The 13398-nt window shown below is 68.3% G+C and carries 15 protein-coding genes and 1 pseudogene; 15 read left to right on the forward strand and 1 reads right to left on the reverse strand.

Annotated features, from left to right (window positions below; genetic code table 11):
- The first annotated feature begins 174 nt into the window (after positions 1-174).
- The 4 genes from AC3WG5_RS10165 to AC3WG5_RS10180 all read left to right on the forward strand — a co-directional run bounded on the left by AC3WG5_RS10165 (position 175) and on the right by AC3WG5_RS10180 (position 3438).
- A complete protein-coding gene (locus AC3WG5_RS10165; protein ID WP_492568588.1) occupies positions 175-780 on the forward strand; it encodes a TetR/AcrR family transcriptional regulator in 606 nt (201 codons plus the stop codon).
- Positions 781-869: 89 nt separating this feature from the next.
- A complete protein-coding gene (locus AC3WG5_RS10170; RefSeq protein WP_482583107.1) occupies positions 870-1610 on the forward strand; it encodes an NADPH-dependent oxidoreductase in 741 nt (246 codons plus the stop codon).
- A gap of 25 nt (positions 1611-1635) precedes the next feature.
- The gene (nemA, locus tag AC3WG5_RS10175; RefSeq protein ID WP_492568589.1) at positions 1636-2742 is read left to right on the forward strand and encodes an N-ethylmaleimide reductase; all 1107 of its coding nucleotides are present in this window, start codon (positions 1636-1638) and stop codon (positions 2740-2742) included.
- Between the two features lie 12 nt (positions 2743-2754).
- Positions 2755-3438, forward strand: a complete 684-nt coding sequence (locus tag AC3WG5_RS10180) for a type 1 glutamine amidotransferase domain-containing protein (RefSeq protein ID WP_492568590.1) — start codon at positions 2755-2757, stop codon at positions 3436-3438.
- A 67-nt stretch (positions 3439-3505) separates the two neighbouring features.
- Here the strand turns inward: AC3WG5_RS10180 and AC3WG5_RS10185 are convergent, their stop codons facing one another.
- Positions 3506-4372, reverse strand: a complete 867-nt coding sequence (locus AC3WG5_RS10185; RefSeq protein WP_492568591.1) for a DMT family transporter — start codon at positions 4370-4372, stop codon at positions 3506-3508.
- A gap of 103 nt (positions 4373-4475) precedes the next feature.
- Here AC3WG5_RS10185 and AC3WG5_RS10190 point away from each other — a divergent pair, with 103 nt between their 5' ends.
- The 11 genes and pseudogenes from AC3WG5_RS10190 to AC3WG5_RS10240 form a co-directional block, all read left to right on the forward strand.
- Positions 4476-5885, forward strand: a complete 1410-nt coding sequence (locus AC3WG5_RS10190) for an aminotransferase-like domain-containing protein (protein ID WP_492568592.1) — start codon at positions 4476-4478, stop codon at positions 5883-5885.
- A 403-nt stretch (positions 5886-6288) separates the two neighbouring features.
- A complete protein-coding gene (gene queC, locus AC3WG5_RS10195) occupies positions 6289-6981 on the forward strand; it encodes a 7-cyano-7-deazaguanine synthase QueC (RefSeq protein ID WP_492568593.1) in 693 nt (230 codons plus the stop codon).
- Between the two features lie 2 nt (positions 6982-6983).
- Complete coding sequence (locus AC3WG5_RS10200; RefSeq protein WP_492568594.1) at positions 6984-8009, forward strand: 6-pyruvoyl trahydropterin synthase family protein; 1026 nt, start codon at positions 6984-6986, stop codon at positions 8007-8009.
- A 14-nt stretch (positions 8010-8023) separates the two neighbouring features.
- Complete coding sequence (gene queE, locus AC3WG5_RS10205; protein WP_294864272.1) at positions 8024-8653, forward strand: 7-carboxy-7-deazaguanine synthase; 630 nt, start codon at positions 8024-8026, stop codon at positions 8651-8653.
- A 237-nt stretch (positions 8654-8890) separates the two neighbouring features.
- Positions 8891-9148, forward strand: a complete 258-nt coding sequence (locus AC3WG5_RS10210) for a BufA1 family periplasmic bufferin-type metallophore (protein WP_014086157.1) — start codon at positions 8891-8893, stop codon at positions 9146-9148.
- A gap of 24 nt (positions 9149-9172) precedes the next feature.
- Entirely contained in the window at positions 9173-10009 is an 837-nt protein-coding gene (gene bufB / locus AC3WG5_RS10215; protein ID WP_482583116.1) for an MNIO family bufferin maturase, read from the forward strand.
- On the forward strand, positions 9993-10769 hold the full coding sequence (locus AC3WG5_RS10220) for an HvfC/BufC family peptide modification chaperone (protein WP_492568595.1): 777 nt from the start codon (positions 9993-9995) through the stop codon (positions 10767-10769). Before bufB ends, AC3WG5_RS10220 begins: the two co-directional genes overlap by 17 nt.
- Entirely contained in the window at positions 10766-11230 is a 465-nt protein-coding gene (locus tag AC3WG5_RS10225) for a DoxX family protein (RefSeq protein ID WP_014086154.1), read from the forward strand. Before AC3WG5_RS10220 ends, AC3WG5_RS10225 begins: the two co-directional genes overlap by 4 nt.
- 174 nt (positions 11231-11404) lie before the next feature.
- Positions 11405-12256 carry a phosphoserine phosphatase SerB gene (serB, locus tag AC3WG5_RS10230; RefSeq protein ID WP_492568596.1) on the forward strand — a complete coding sequence of 284 codons (852 nt, stop codon included), beginning with the start codon at positions 11405-11407 and terminating at the stop codon, positions 12254-12256.
- A 23-nt stretch (positions 12257-12279) separates the two neighbouring features.
- Complete coding sequence (locus AC3WG5_RS10235; protein ID WP_492568597.1) at positions 12280-12795, forward strand: hypothetical protein; 516 nt, start codon at positions 12280-12282, stop codon at positions 12793-12795.
- Between the two features lie 157 nt (positions 12796-12952).
- Positions 12953-13398, forward strand: a pseudogene (locus AC3WG5_RS10240) (sensor domain-containing diguanylate cyclase); the annotation flags it as partial.

Below are 13398 nucleotides of genomic sequence, written 5' to 3' on the forward strand. Positions count from 1 at the left end.
CTTACTCACTCAGAGGACACTTAGCCCCGTCGCAAGGCGAGCTTTCGTTCAAATCAGGCACTGTCTACGACTTTAATAAATCGTCTACGACTATATTTGCGCAGAACAACAAACAGCCGCCAGCCTTTCCAAAAAACACTAGACCAACCGGTCTACTTGTTATAGAGTTCGAGCATGGCACGAGAACGACACCACCCCGATACCCGCGAACACATCCTCGCCACCGGCGAGGGCTTGATCCATGGCCGCAGCTTTACCGCGCTGGGCCTGACCGAGCTGTTGTCCGAGGCGGGGGTGCCCAAGGGGTCGTTCTACCATTACTTCAAGTCGAAGGAAGACTTCGGCGTGGCGATGCTGACACGCTACTTCAGCGGCTACCGCGAGCGTGTCGGCGGCTTGTTGACCGACGGCAGCGTCGGCAATGGCCGCGAGCGGCTGCTGGCCTACTTCCAGCAGTGGCTGGACAACCACGCCCGCTGCGAGGCGCAGAGCTGCCTGGCGGTGAAGCTGGCGGCCGAGGTGTCGGACCTGTCCGAACCGATGCGCGTGGCGCTGGACGAGGGCATGCTGGCCATCGTCCAGCGGCTGGCGGCCTGTATCCGCGAGGGCCAGGTCGACGGTTCGATCAAGCCGCAGTTGCCGCCGGACGACACCGCCTACGCGCTCTACAGCCTGTGGCTGGGCGCGGCGCTGATGTACAAGACCCAACACAGTCTGCGACCGTTGCAGGCCGCGATGATCCATACCCAAGGCCTGCTGCTGCCCTGCAGCGCGGCCTGAGAGCGATACCGTTTGCCAGCGTGCAGGCGGTTTTTTTGACACCGAAACTAGACGACCGGTCTAATCTTTTCGAAACGACGGAGCGATCGATGAACGCGACACTCGAACAGATGCAGCAACACCGCAGCATCCGCAGCTACCAGGACAAGCCGGTGCCGGCCGAGGTGCTGGACGCCATCATCCAGGCGGCCTGGCACGGCCCCACCTCGATCAACGGCCAGCAGGTGTCGCTGGTGGTGGTGCAGGATGCGGCGCGCCGCCAGAAGATTGCCGAGCTGGCCGGCGGCCAGCCGTGGATCGCGCAGGCGCCGGTGTTCATCACCGTGGTGGCCGACTTCTACAAGACCCGCCTCGGCGTGGAGCGGGCCGGCAAGCAACAGGTGATCCACGACAGCGTGGAGGGGTTTGCCGTGGCGGCGGTGGATGCCGGCATCACGCTGGGAAACCTGATGACCGCGGCGCGCTCGGCCGGCCTCGGCGTGGTGCCGATCGGCGGCATCCGCCGCAACCCGGCGGCGATGATCGACCTGCTGCAACTGCCGGAACTCACGTTCCCGCTGGCCGGCGTGGCCATCGGCTACGCCGCCGACGCCGGCGACATCAAGCCGCGCCTGCCGCTGGCGAGCTTCGCGCATCGCGAGCGCTACAACGCCGCCGACCTGCCCGGCCACATTGCCGCCTACGACGCCCAACTGGCCGCGCACTGGCAGCGCATCGGCCGTGACGACGGCGAGCCGTGGAGCAGCAATACCGCGCGCTACTACCAGCAGGTGTATTTCCCGCAGGTGGCCCCGGTGGCCCGCCAGCAGGGCTTCGGATTCGACCAGTAACCCCAACTCAGCCAGAGGACTCCCCATGCAAGCCGACAAACTACTCACCCCGCTGCACCTTGGCGCCATGACCCTGAACAACCGCGTGCTGATGGCGCCGCTGACCCGCCTGCGCAACACCGAGCCGGATGACCTGCCCACGCCGCTCGCCATCGAGTACTACCGCCAGCGCGCCGGCGCCGGCCTGATCATCAACGAGGGCACCCACATCTCGCCCACCGCCAAGGGCTACGCCGGGGCGCCGGGCATCTACAGCGAGCAACAAGTGCACGCCTGGCAGGAGATCAACGACGCCGTGCACGCCGCCGGCGGCAAGATCGCCATCCAGCTGTGGCACACCGGCCGCATCTCGCACACCAGCCTGCAGCCGAACGGCGAGGCGCCGGTGGCGCCGTCGGCGATCCGGGCCGATAGCAACACCAACATCCGCGATGAAAACGGCGAGCTGGTGCGCGCGCCCACCTCGACCCCGCGCGCGCTGGAAACCGCCGAGATCGCCGACCTGCTGGACGACTACCGCCGCGCCACCGACAACGCGCGCCGCGCCGGTTTCGACCTGGTGGAAATCCACGCCGCGCACGGCTACCTGCTGGACCAGTTCCTGTCGCCGGCGGCCAACCAGCGTACCGACCAGTACGGCGGCAGCGTGCAAAACCGCGCGCGCCTGGTGCTGGAAGTGCTGGACGCGGTGATTGCCGAATGGGACGCCGCCCACGTCGGCATCCGCCTGTCGCCGCTGGGGGTGTTCAACGGCCTGTCGGAAATCGACCAGCAGGAGATGGCGCTGTACCTGATCGGCGAGATCGCCAAGCGCCACATCGCCTACCTGCACCTGTCCGAGCCGGACTGGGCCGGCGGTCCGAAATGGCCGGACGAGTTCCGCCGCGCCGTGCGGGCGGCCTACCCGCACCCCATCGTCGCCGCCGGCGGCTACACTGTGGACAAGGCCGAGGAGCTGATCGGCGCCGGGCTGATCGACGCCGTGGCCTTCGGCCGCCCCTTCATCGCCAACCCGGACCTGCCGGTGCGCTTCGCGCAGGGCGCCGAACTCAACCCGCCGCGCCCGGAAAGCTTCTACGGCGGCGGCGCCGAGGGCTATACCGACTATCTGGCGCTGGCCGTGTCACATTGAGAAAGGTCGATCATGAGCAAGGTTCTGTTCGTTCTCACCAGTCACGACCAGTTGGGCGACACCGGCCATAAAACCGGCTTCTGGATCGAAGAGTTCGCCGCGCCGTACTACGCGCTGGTCGACCACGGCGTGTCGGTGACGCTGGCGTCGCCCAAAGGCGGCCAGCCGCCGATCGACCCGAAGAGCGCGCTACCCGAGTCGCAGACGCCGGCCACCGCACGCTTCAACGCCGACACCGCGCTGCAGGCCAAACTGGCCGCAACGCTGCGTCTGGACGCGGTGTGCGCCGACGACTTCGACGCGGTGTTCTACCCCGGCGGCCATGGCCCGCTCTGGGACCTGGCCAACGACGGCACCTCGCAGGCCCTGATCACCGCCTTCCTGGCGCAGGGCAAGCCGGTCGCCGCGGTGTGTCATGCCCCGGCGGTCCTGCTCGGGGCGCTCACCCCGGAGGGGCAGCCGGTGGTGGCCGGCCGCCGCGTCAGCGGCTTCTCCAATAGCGAAGAGCAGGCGGTCGGGCTGGCCGACGTGGTGCCCTTCCTGCTCGAAGACGCGCTGCAAGCCAAGGGCGGCGCGTATCAGCGCGGGCCGGACTGGCACTCCTTCGCGGTGGAAGACGGCTTGCTGATCACCGGGCAAAACCCAGCCTCGTCGGAAGCCGTGGCCGAAGCGCTACGGCACCGCCTGCCGCACTGAGCGCGCCGGCAGGTTGGCCGAAGCCCTGTCAGAACGGGCTTCGGCCAACCTTTTTCCTGGCGGCACCTCACACCGCCTTGCGCCCCAGCGCCACGCACAGCACCACTCCCGCCGTCACCAGCAGCATGCCGGTATTGAGCTGTTCGCCCAGCACCAGCATGCCGCACAGCATCATGCCGAAGGGCTGCAACAGCTGCACCTGGCTGACCCGCGCCACACCGCCCAGCGCCAGGCCGCGATACCAGATGAAGAAGCCGATGAACATGCTGACCAGGCTGACGTAGGCGAAACCGGCCCAGGTCTGCCAATGGGTGATCGCCGCCGGGCGCGTCAGCCACACCGGCAGCAGCAGGAACGGCGCCGCCAGCAGCAAGGCCCAGCAGATGGTCTGCCAGCTGCCCAGCTCGCGCGCCAGCCGGCCGCCCTCGGCGTAGCCGACGCCGCACAGCAGGATCGCAATCAGCATCAGGCCGTCCGCCGCCTGCCAGCCGCCCGCGCTCTGCCACCAGGCGTAGCCCACCACCAGCGCGCTGCCCGCCAGCGCGAACAGCCAGAACAAGGGGCGTGGCCGCTCGCCGCCGCGCAAGGTGGCGAAGCCGGCGGTAGCCAGCGGCAGCAGGCCACCGAACACGGCGGCGTGCGAAGCCGGCACCCGCGCCACCGCGAGCGAGGAAAACAGCGGGAAGCCGATCACCACCCCGCCGGCCACCAGCGCCAAGCGGCGCCACTGCGACCCGGTCGGCGGCGCGGCACGGGTCAGCCACAGCAGCAGGCCGCTCAGCACGGCGGGCAGCAAGGCGCGGCCCAAGCCGATGAAGATCGGGTCGAGCTCGAACGAGGCCAGCCGTGACGCCACCAGCGTACCGCTGAAACAGGCCACGCCGAGCAGCCCCCACAACAGGCCGGCCAGCGGCTGCGATGCCGTCGTGCTCATGATGCACTCCCCAGGTTGAAGAGCCTTGAGCGTAACGCCAAACTGTCTGCCATAATCCAGACAGTTACACCGATCACTTCTTAACTGTACAGGCCACACCACCATGACAGTTTGCGCCGACAACTGGCCGATCGCCGCCACGCAGCCCGTGCCGCTGACCACGCAGATCGTCGACTTCTGCAGCGACAACATCCGCCGCCAGCTGTGGCCGGCCGGTGCGCGCCTGCCGTCGATCCGCGCCCTGGCGGAGCGCTACCCGGTGAGCCGCTTCACCGTGGCCGAGGCCTACGAGCGGCTGGTGGCGCGCGGCCTGATCCAGGCCCGCCACGGCGCCGGCTACTTCGTCGCCGGCCAGCGCAGCACGCCGCACGGGCACGAGGCGCACCCGGCCGACAGTGCGCTGGCGCAAGAGGTGGAGCTGATGCGGCTCAACCTGTCCGGGCAACGGCGCTGGCAGCCGGGCGTCGGCTGCCTGCCCGCGGCGTGGCTGGCCGACGGCCCACTCGCCGCCGAGTGGCGCGCCCTCTCCCAGGCCGCGCCGCGCCTGGTCGGCTACGGCAGCCCGCAGGGCTACCTGCCACTGCGCGAGGCGCTGGTGCAGAAACTGGAGGCCCAGGGGCTGACGCTGTCGCCGGCGCAGCTCGTCACCACCAGCAGCGCCACCCATGCGCTCGACCTGATCCTGCGCCTCGTCACCACGCCGGGCGACACCGTGCTGGTGGACGACCCCGGCTTCTACAACTTCCACGCCGCGCTCCGGCTGGCGCGCGTCAACGTGGTCGGCATTCCGCGCACCCCGCACGGTCCGGACACCGAAAGGTTGGCCGAAGCCCTGCACCAGCACCGGCCGCGGCTGTTCCTCACCGTCAGCGCGCTGCACAACCCGACCGGCAGCACCCTGACGCTGCCGGTGGCACACCAGGTGCTGAAGCTGCTGGAACAGTGGAACTGCCTGGCGGTGGAGGACGACATCTACGCCGACTTCGAAGCGCGCCCCGGCGTGCGGCTGGCGGCGCTCGACGGACTGTCGCGGGTGATCTACCTCGCCAGCTTCACCAAGACGCTGTCGGCCAACCTGCGCTGCGGCTACATCGCCGCCGATCCCGGACGCATCGCCGGCCTCACCGACATCAAGCTGATCAGCGGCATGACCACCCCGGAAGCGGTGGAAACGCTGGTCTACCGCCTGCTCACCGGCGGACGCTACCGGCGACACGTCGACGGCCTGCGCAAGCGGCTGGAACCGCTGCGCGCCGACGCCATCGCCCGCCTCAAGGCCCTGGGCTTCACGCTGTGGCACGAGCCGGCGGAAGGCTTCCTGCTGTGGGCCGAGGCGCCGCCCGGGCGCGATCTCGACGCCTGGGTCGAACGCGCCCGCGCCGCCTCGCTGCTGCTGGCGCCGGGGCGCTACTTCAGCCCGGCGGGCGCCCCCAGCCGCCACCTGCGCTTCAACGTGGCGCAATGCGGCGAAGCCGGCCTGTGGCAGGTCATGGGCGACACGCTGCACGGCTGAGACCCCGTTCCCGATCTTGCTGCGCATCCCCGATCAAGGCTCATGTGCACGGCGTGCGAATCTTTCGCTGGGCACATCAAAGATGCGCACGCAAGGATTCGCTCAGCGCGCCGAAATCCTCAGGTTCTCCAGTACATGCCGGCTTCTGCGCTGCGCTCCACCCCGCTGAGGGCCGCTTGCGACAGATCGGGAACGGGTTCTGAGCGGCCCCATGGCGGCAGACCCCGCGGGCATAGGCCATAACGAAATCAAGGGGCCGGCGATACCCCCGTCATCTGGCCGAAACGGCGCGTTTCTGCTACATTAGCGGGTTCGGCCGGCCCCTTGCGGGGACGCCGCCGGTGCCGGGTGAGACCGATCCCGCGTGCCGCGTGACCTCGACTGTCTTTCGATGGAAACCGTAATGAATTCAAGCGACAAAGCCCTCGTCGTCCTGTCCGGCGGCCAGGACTCCACCACCTGCCTGTACTGGGCGCTGCAGCGCTTCGGCGCCGACAACGTGGAAGCCGTCACCTTCGACTACGGCCAGCGCCACCGCGTCGAGCTCGACAGCGCACGCACCATCGCCGCGCTGGCCGGCGTGCCGCACACCGTGCTGCCGATCGACACCTTCGCCGCCATCGGCGGCAACGCGCTGACCGACGCCAGCATCACCCCCGAGAGCGGCGCCCGCGCCGACGACGACACCGCGCTGCCCAACACCTTCGTGCCGGGCCGCAACCTGATCTTCCTGAATTTCGCCGCCGCCTTCGGCTACACCCGCGGCGCGCGCCACCTGGTGACCGGCGTGGCGCAGACCGACTACTCCGGCTACCCGGACTGCCGCGAGAACACGCTCAAGGCGCTGGAGCTGGCGCTACGCCTGGGTCTCGATGCCCGCGTGGAACTGCACACCCCGCTGATGTACCTGTCCAAGGCCGACACGGTGCGGCTGGCGCAACAGGTCGGGGCGATGGCGGCGCTGGCCTTCAGCCACACCTGCTACAACGGCGAGCAGCCGCCCTGTGGCCACTGCGCCGCCTGCGAGCTGCGCGCCAAGGGCTTTGCCGAGGCCGGCGTCGCCGACCCGCTGGTCGAACGTTTCCGCCAGGGCTGATCATGCACGCATCCTACCTTCTCGCCGGCGCGCGCTTCGAAGCCGCGCGCCAGCTGCCCGCCGACTGGTTCGAGCCGCAGTTCGCCAGCCTGCACGGCCACAGCTTCCGTGTGCAGCTGCGCGTGGAGAACATCCACACCAACCAGGCCGGCCTGGCCGAGACGCTGCAGCGCGCGGTGCAGCCGCTCCACTACGCCTCGCTCAACCAGCGCATGGCGGCGGTGGACGACCTGGCCATCGCCGAACACCTGTCGGAACAACTGAGCTTTCCGCACAGCCTGACGCTCACGAGCGCACCGGAACGCGGCGTGATCCTGGACAACGGCACCCGCCTGGTCTGGCTCAACGCCGGCTTCGAGGCGGCGCACCAGCTGCCGCACGTGCCCGCCGGCCACAAGTGCGGCCGCCTGCACGGCCACGGCTTCGGCGTGCGGCTGGTGGCGGACGCGGCTTCGGCCAACCACGTCGACCTAGCGGCGGCCTGGGGACGGCTGTTCCTGCGCCTCAACCACCGCTATCTCAACGACATCCCCGGCCTCGCCAACCCCACCAGCGAGGTGCTGGCGCAGTGGATCTACCGCGAGCTGTCGGCCGATCTCGCCGGCCTCGCCTGGGTCGAGGTGCGCGAGACGCACACCGCCGGCAGCCAGTTCGACGGCCGCACCTTCCGCATCTGGAAGGAACAGCACTTCGAGAGCGCGGTGCCGTTCGACGCCGACGGCAACTACACCGGCCACAGCTACCTGATCCGGCTGATGCTGCAAGGCGCGCTGGACGGCGCGATGGGCTGGCTGCTCGACTTCGGCGACGTCAAGGACCGCTTCAAACCGGTCTACCGCCAGCTCGACCACAACCCGCTCGACCGCCTCGCCGGCATCCGCAACGGCCACCCCGCCTCGGTGGCGGAATGGGTGCACGCCGAGCTGTCGCCGCTGGTGCCGGAACTAGCGCGCGTCGACCTGATGGAGCGCGACGAGCGCGGGGTCTCGGTGTTGTTCAAGGACAACATGCGCTGGCCGCTGCTGTAGCAAGGGGGGAAACCATGTACACGGTGAAGGAAATCTTCTACACCCTGCAGGGCGAAGGCCGCCAGGCCGGCCGCGCCGCGGTGTTCTGCCGCTTTGCCGGCTGCAACCTGTGGAGCGGCAAGGAACGCCACCGCGCCAAGGCCATCTGCCAGTTCTGCGATACCGACTTCGTCGGCACCGGCCCGGACGGCGGCAAGTTCAAGACCGCCGAGCAACTGGCCGAGCGCATCGCCAGCGCATGGCCGGCCGGCGCCGGCGGCACGCCGTTCGTGGTCTGTACCGGCGGCGAGCCGCTGTTGCAGCTGGATGCGCCGCTGATCGACGCGCTGCACGCGCGCGGCTTCGAAATCGCGGTGGAAACCAACGGCACCGTGGCCGCCCCGCCCGGTATCGACTGGCTGTGCGTCAGCCCCAAGGCCGGCGCGCCGCTGCTGCAGACCTCCGGCCACGAGCTGAAGCTGGTCTATCCGCAGCCGACGCTGATGCCGGAGAGCGTAGCCGGGCTCGCCTTTCAGAACTTCTACCTGCAGCCGATGGACGGCCCCGACGTCGCCGCCAACACCCGCGCCGCCATCGCCTATTGCATGGCACAGCCGCAATGGCGGCTGTCAGTGCAGACCCACAAGGTGCTGAACATTCGTTGAGGACGGGATTGCGCATGCAAAAAAGCCGGATGTTCCGGCTTTTTCCTTGTCGGCTCGCCCCGCTTGATCTTTTTTTCGTGTATCCCTGTAATGAATGCCCGCCTGAGCTGACCAATCAACAGCCCCGTCGCAACCGCCCGGCAGTATCCTGTAAGAAACGCCACGGCGGCACGACCAACGCTCAAGTCCGACCACCGGCCGGATCGCCTACCCCACCCATCACTTAGGAGAAACACCATGACTGCATCCCGTGCCCTGATCGCCTCCGCCCTCGGCGCTGTCGTCGCCATGGGCGCCATCGCCCCCGCCATGGCCGCCGAGAAGGAAAAATGCTTCGGCGTCGCCAAGGCCGGCAAGAACGACTGCGCCTCGGTGGTGGGCACCCACTCCTGCGCCGGCCAGGCCAAGGTCGACAACGACCCGAACGACTGGAAATTCGTCGCCAAGGGCAGCTGCGACAAGATGGGCGGCAGCCTGCAGCCGGGCAAGAAGTAAGCCTCCCCCTCCCGAAAGCCCGCCATGACCCAGACCCGACTCCCCTGCCGCGCCGGCATCGGCCTGCGCTCCCCGCACTACCAGCAGGTGCTGCAGCAGCAACCCGAGCTGGGCTGGGTCGAGGTGCACAGCGAGAATTTCTTCGACGGCGGCCAGCCGCTCGCCATGCTGCACCGCGTGGCCGAACGCTACCCGCTGTCGCTGCACGGCGTCGGCCTCGGGCTGGGCTCGCCGCAACGCCCCGAAGCCGGGCACCTGGCCTCGCTGAAGCGGCTGGTCGACGCGCTCGACCCGGCGGCGGTGTCGGAGCACCTGTGCCTCAACCACTCGGCCACGCGTTTCGTCAACGACCTGTTGCCGCTGCCCTACACCCGCGATGCGCTGGACGCCGTCAGCGCCCACGTCGCCGAGACCCAGGACGCGCTGCGCCGCCCTATCCTGCTGGAAAACCTGTCGAGCTACGTCGAATACCCCGGCAACGAGATGCACGAGGGCGAGTTCCTGGCCGAACTGGTCAAGCGCACCGGCTGCGGCATCCTGCTCGATCTCAACAACCTCTACGTCAACCAGGTCAACCTCGGCACCGATGTGGACGCGGTGATCGCCGCGCTGCCGCCCGACGCCATCGGCGAAATCCACCTCGCCGGCTACTCGGAGCGCGACGGCTTGCTGGTCGACACCCACAGCCAGCCGGTCTACGCAGCGGTGTGGCAGCTCTACCGCGCCACTGTGGCGCGGCTCGGCCCGCGCCCGACGCTGATCGAATGGGACATCGACATCCCGCCGCTCGACGTGCTGTGCGGCGAGGCCGCCAAAGCCCAAGCCATCCTGCAGGAGCGACACCATGACCTCGTGGACTGACTGGTCGAGCGCGCTGCTCGAGGCCATCGCCGACCCCGAGCGGCACGCCCCTTCGGCCAACCTTGGCCTGTCCGCGGCCGGGCTCGCGGTGTACCGCAACAACTACCGCGTCGGGCTGATCGACACGCTGGCCTACGCCTACCCGGTGCTGGGCCAACTGGTCGGCGAGGAATTCTTCCGCGCGCTGGCGCGCGAGTACGTCAAGCATCACGCCTCGCACTCCGGCAACCTGCACCGCTACGGCGCCGCTCTGGGCGATTTCCTCGACAGCTTCGAGCACGTCCGGCATCTGCCCTACCTGGCCGACGTGGCGCGGCTGGAGTGGCGGGTGCACCGCAGCTACTACGCCGCCGACAGCACCACGCCCGACCTCGCCGTGCTGGCCACGCTGGAGCCGGAGCGCTGGGGCGAACTGCGTTTCGAGCTGGCCGACAACGTCGCCGTCGTCGCCTCGTCCTGGCCCATCGCCACCCTCTGGCTGGCACACCAGCCCGACAGCGGCGTGCCCCTGCCCGAGCGCCTCGGCGACAGCGCCGAAACCGCGCTGGTGACGCGTTCGGCCGGCACGGTCAGCGTCGAGCGCCTGGATTCGGCCCCGGCAGCCTTCCTGCTGGCGCTGCAGCAGGGCGTCACGCTGGAAGCCGCCACCGACGCGGCACTGCGACTAGACCCGTCGTTCGATCTGCAAGCCCTGCTCGGCCAGCTGCTGCAACGTAATCTGCTGTCCTCCATCACGCTGCCTGCGGGAGAGCTGCCATGAAAACCCTGATCCAGCGCGTCGAGCAGCTGGCATCTCCGCTGCTCCGCCTCGCCGACGGCCTGCGGCCGCTGGTGCTGCTGTTCCTGCGGCTGTGGGTCGCCAACGTGTTCTTTTCCTCCGGCCTGACCAAGATCGCCGACTGGGATACCACCCTGCTGCTGTTCACCGAGGAATACCACGTGCCGCTGCTGCCCCCGGCCGTGGCGGCGGTGATGGGCACCTTCGGCGAATTGGTATTCTCGTCGCTGCTGGCCATCGGCCTTACCGGGCGCTTCGCCGCCGCCGGCCTGTTCGTGGTCAACCTGACCGCAGTCATCAGCTACCCCGGCCTGACCGAGACCACGCGCCAGTTCCATTACTATTGGGGCATGCTGCTGGCCGTCATCGCCTGCAGCGGCCCCGGCCTGCTGTCGCTCGACCGGCTGCTGTCGTGGTGGAGCCGGCCGCCACAGGACGACTGATCCCCCTTCGCCCAGAAAGCGCCTCCCCTGTCGGCGGTGTTGCCCCGACAGCGTACGCATCGCCGCTTTCCCGGCGAGCTGCGACCACGCCCTGGCGTTCTCGGGCCAATGCTTTTTGGAATGCGCCGAACGCGTGGCATAATCGAAGATTCGCTTGCAACCGATCCTCGAACCATGTCGTCTTCGCCCTACACCCTCGTCCTTCAGGCCCCGCTCCTCTCCGCCAGCCCGCTCGCCGCCGTCGCGGAACTGAGCGGCACCACCGACATCGAACGCGTTTCCGACAGCGTGGCCCGCCTGCACGGCGTCGATCCCGCCCGCCGTGCTGACATCGTCGCCTACTGCGAACAGCACGGCCTGGACGCCGCCTTCGTCCCGAGCGGGCGCCGCTTCGCCGATTTCGGCCTGGTGGTGTCGGACATGGACTCCACGCTGATCACCATCGAGTGCATCGACGAGATCGCCGACATGGTGGGGGTCAAGCACCAGGTGGCGGAAGTCACCGAGCGCTCGATGCGCGGCGAACTCGACTTCACCGCCTCGCTCAAGGAACGCGTGGCGCTGCTGGCCGGGCTGGAAGAAAGCGCGCTGGAAACGGTGTATCGTGAAAGGGTCAGGCTGACCCCGGGCGCCGACACCCTGCTCGCCGCCTGCAAGGCCAACGGCGTGCGCTTCATGCTGGTCTCGGGCGGCTTCACCTTCTTCACCGAGCGCCTGAAAGCCGAGCTGGGACTCGACTACGCCTTCGCCAACGTGCTGGAAGTGGCCGACGGCAAGCTCACCGGCCGCGTCAAGGGCGACATCGTCGATGCCAACGCCAAGGCGCGACTGCTGATGGAGGTACGCCAAGAGCTGGGGCTGGCGCCGGATCAGGTCATCGCCATGGGCGACGGCGCCAACGACCTCAAAATGCTGGCCGAAGCCGGCCTCGGCGTGGCCTACAAGGCCAAGCCGGTGGTACGCGCCCAGGCCGACGTGGCGCTCAACCATGTCGGCCTGGAAGGAGTCGTCAACCTGTTCGCATGACCGAGCAAAGGGAGGAACACCGCATGAGCAGACTACCCACCCTGGCCACCGCCAGTTTCGATGCCGACCTCCCCTTGTCTTGCCAGCGCTTGGCCGACACCGCCTACCAGGGCCGGCTCGACCGCGAAACCCGGCTGGCGCTGCAATTGCTCGCCTCGCCGGGTGAAGTCCCCGACGACGCCGACCCGCTGTTGCTGCGGCTGGAAGCCAAGATCGACCTGACGCTGGAACTGGTGCTCGCCTCGCGCTACCCGGTACGCCCCGCCATCACCCCCTGCCGGCTCGGCCTCGACGCCATCGCCTGGCATTCCGAGCACGCCTATCCAGTCGGCGAACCGGTCTTGCTGACGCTCTACCCCAACAGCGACTCGGCCCTCATCCTGCGCCTAGCGGGCAGCATCGATGCCTGCGATCCCTCGCCCGATCAGCCCGGCTACCTGCTGCAAGCCGACATCCGCCCCTCCTTCGACAAAACCAGCCATCTGCAATGGGAAAAGTGGGTGTTCCGCCGCCACCGCCGCGCCATCCAGGAACGCTGATCCCCTTCCTCTGGCATTCGTCACCCCGCCTTGATTCAACATCAAAAAACAATTTAAAAATAACCGTCTATCTTTAAAAAAAGTTTACTCGGAACGCGCAATTCCCAACCAGGACGGAACGACTTATGATGATTACATCATTGCGTCGGAATGATTCATGCACCTCACCTTAACCACGGATGATCCGAAGCCCTCCTACGGCCGCCGGCTCAGCCGGGAGTGGCGCACGCTTCTGCTCGGCCTGCTGCTGTGCTGCCTGGCCCTGATCTGGCTCATGACCGCAGCCCTGTTTCACGCACGCTCGCGCTCCATCGAAGAGCATGCCCAAAACATGGCCCAGGCCCAGCTCAACCTGGCCAGCATCCAGTTCGAACAGCAGTTCACCTTGCTCCGGACCGCACTGCAGCAACGCGCGCTGGAGCGGGAGGCGAGTGCGCTGCCAGCGCCAATCGACAATCTCGACGAACTCTGGCTGATCCCGCCGCAAGGCGCGCCGCGCGCGCTGAGCGGCAGCTCCAACCGCCCCCCCCTCCACATTCAGGCCCTGGCACGGCGGCTCGTTTCCGACCCCGCCGATGGCGCTCCGTTCGTCCTCCTCCCGCC

The sequence above is a fragment of the Pseudogulbenkiania sp. FW507-F1 genome (assembly GCF_058781125.1).